Source organism: Saccharopolyspora sp. MMCC62 (genome assembly GCF_057736575.1).
In genome coordinates, this window is record NZ_JBYKCM010000004.1 from 631973 (window position 1) to 634686 (window position 2714).

General features: G+C 72.4%; 3 protein-coding genes. All 3 read left to right on the top strand.

What is annotated here, in order from left to right; all coding sequences use genetic code 11:
* Window positions 1-4: 4 nt before the first annotated feature.
* The 3 genes from AC29IT_RS13270 to AC29IT_RS13280 are packed head-to-tail and all read left to right on the top strand — an operon-like array spanning window position 5 to window position 2599.
* Window positions 5-1819: a hypothetical protein gene (locus AC29IT_RS13270; RefSeq protein WP_488218865.1), complete on the top strand. Its 1815-nt coding sequence runs from the start codon at window positions 5-7 to the stop codon at window positions 1817-1819.
* Window positions 1816-2283: a YbaB/EbfC family nucleoid-associated protein gene (locus AC29IT_RS13275; RefSeq protein WP_358435561.1), complete on the top strand. Its 468-nt coding sequence runs from the start codon at window positions 1816-1818 to the stop codon at window positions 2281-2283. Before AC29IT_RS13270 ends, AC29IT_RS13275 begins: the two co-directional genes overlap by 4 nt.
* Window positions 2276-2599, top strand: coding sequence for a WXG100 family type VII secretion target (locus tag AC29IT_RS13280; protein ID WP_358435564.1), 324 nt, complete (start codon window positions 2276-2278; stop codon window positions 2597-2599). The genes AC29IT_RS13275 and AC29IT_RS13280 overlap by 8 nt, the downstream gene beginning before the upstream one ends.
* Window positions 2600-2714 lie beyond the last annotated feature (115 nt).

Genomic DNA, 2714 nt, shown 5'->3' on the forward strand with positions numbered 1-2714 from the left:
TCTCGTGCCCACCAGCACACCCATCCCGTCGAACCTGGACCAGCTGAACTTCGACCAGCTGGCCCAGATGATCAACGAACGCGATCCGGAGCTGTACTACCAGCGCGCCGACGAGTTCGATCGCGCCACGGCGGGGCTCCGGCAGCTGATCGACGGCCTGCGCGGCACCATGCGCAGGCTGGAGGTCGGCCTGTCGGGGCTGTCGATGGACCAGGCCGCGCAGGCGGCCGAGCACTTGGCGGCGAAGAACGAAGCGGTGCTGCAGGCGATGCAGCAGCCGGGCTACGCGGCGATGCTGCGCCGCGCCGCCGACTCGCTGGCGGCCTCGCAGCAGCGGCTGCGGGACCTCCAGCAGCAGCGGGCGGAGCAGAGCGACGCCCCGGCGGAGGAGGCCGGGAAGGCCGACGAAGACCGCACCGAGCAGGCTCGCCAGATCCTGCGCGACCTGGCGACCTCCTACGGCGACGCGGCGGGCGGGTTCACCCCGCTGCCGGGCACCGGCCCGGGCAGCAAGCCGGTGGACCAGATCACGGCCGAGGGCGCCGAAGGCGGGCAGTCCGGCAGCGGCGGGCAGTACTCCGGCGCCGTCTACTACGGACCGGACGGCACGCCGCACGCGATGGACGCCGGCTACGCGCCGGGTTCGGGTGAAGGCGGCGGCGCCGTCGGCACGATGGCGCGCACCTACGGCAGCCCGGCCGGTATCGGCGGCGGCTCCGGCGACGGATCGACCGCGGGCGGCGGGACCGGCGGCTTCGGCGGCGGCGACGGCGCGGGGGAGCGGTCCGGGAACGCGGCCCCGTGGCTGGCGGCTTCGGCGAAGGGTGCTCCCGCGGTGCTCGGGCAGTCGCCCGCGGGCATCGGCGGTGGCGGCGGTTCCACGACGTCGGGCGGTGGCGGCTGGCGGATGGCCTCGGCCGCCCGCTCCGGCAGCGTCCAGGAGGGTTCGCCGCAGGTCCTGGGCAAGCGGATGGCGGCGAACTCGGCCACCGGCGGGACCGAGCCGACCGCGACGAAGAAGGAGAAGCGGCCGCAGACCTCCAGCCAGGAGGGCACGTCCTCCGGCCAGGAGCAGATCAGCACCATGAGCTCCCCGGTGGAGGAGCACAAGGAGTCCACCGCGGACGCGCCGTTCGTGCAGTCCCACGCGCCGGGCCACCTCACCGCGACGGCGACCGCGAGCGCGGCCGCGGGCGCGACGGCGGCGGGCACGCTGCCGTCGAACTCGCCGGGCTCGCACGCGCCCGGTCACGTGACGGCCGGGGCCCCGGACCCGACGGGCTCGAACCCGCCGGGCGGTGGGAACCCGCCGGGTGGCGGCAACCAGCCCGGTCAGCCGGTGTCGAAGTCGGCGACCGCCGGGCCGCTGGACGCCGGTTCGTCCGGTGCGCACAGCACGACCAGCGGCGGGCCGCGCAGCACGCCGTCCTCCGCGCTGGACCTCGGCCAGGTGCGCACCCCCGGCGGTACGCCGACGTTGCCGCGCCCGGGCGGGGAGTTCTCCGGAGCGCTGCCCGGAACCGGCGGCGGTGTGCCCGGCGGAACGGGCCAGGGGACCGGACCGATGCACGGCCCGATGGGCATGATGGGCGGCGCGGGCGCGGGCCAGGACCGCCAGCAGCAGGAGCGGCAGCCGAACGTCCCCGTTCCGGCGGACCGGGATTCCTGGGACGACGGCAACGGCGTGCTCGGCGCGGTCGGTCGCCGGTCGCGGTCCGAAGAGGACGGTCCGGAGCCGAAGGAGAAGCCGGTGGGCGACGCGAACGCCCAGATCGACGAGATCATCAATGGTCTCCGGGAGGAGCGGAAGATTCGATGACCGAGATGAACCGCGGTGGCGGCGCCTTCCAGGACCTCGAAGCGGCGATGGCCGCGCTGGAGCAGGAACAGCGCAAGCTCGCCGAGATCGGCGAGGTCCGCGAGAACGAGACGACGACGGTCCAGGCCAAGGACCGTTCGCTGGAGATGACCTTCGACGGCAGCGGCGAGCTGTCCGAGCTGAAGTTCAACGGCACGAAGTACCGGAGCATGGCCCCGGCGCAGCTGGCCCACGTGATCGTGGAGACGCTCCAGCAGGGCCGCGCGCAGGCGATGGCGAAGATGACGGACCTCATGGGATCCGATGCACTGCCGGGAATTGATCTAGCGGGCATCGCCGCGGGTAAGGTGGACCCCAGCAGCGTGATCGACGCGCTGCTGGCCCCGATGCTGGACGGCATCGTCGACGACGACGAGCGCCCCGGAAAGAATTCCCGTACGGAGAAGGGTGGCCAGGATGGCTGACGACTTCTACCTCGACCCCGACGGGATGCGGGACGCCAACCAGCGGATCAAGACGGCGCACGACGAGATGTCCGCCGCCTTCGACGAGCTCACTGCCGAGCTGGAGGAGCTCTACGGCTGCTGGGGCAAGGACGACGTCGGCAAGGCGTTCGAGGAGAACTACAAGGAGCCCGAGAAGAACATCAAGGAGGGCTCCAAGGGCATCCTCGATGGCGTCAACGAGCTGACCGGCTCGCTCGACGAAGCGGTGGACGAGTTCGTCGAGGTGGACGAGCAGAACCGCCGGAACGTCGAGAACACCGGTTACGAGTCCTGATCTCGGTGCCGGGAACCGTGCGACCTCTCTGCTGGGAGACGAGGGCCGCGAAGACGTGAGTTGAACACCCGGGCGCGACAGGGCGTCCGGGTTCGAATCTGGAGAGGGGGAGCCG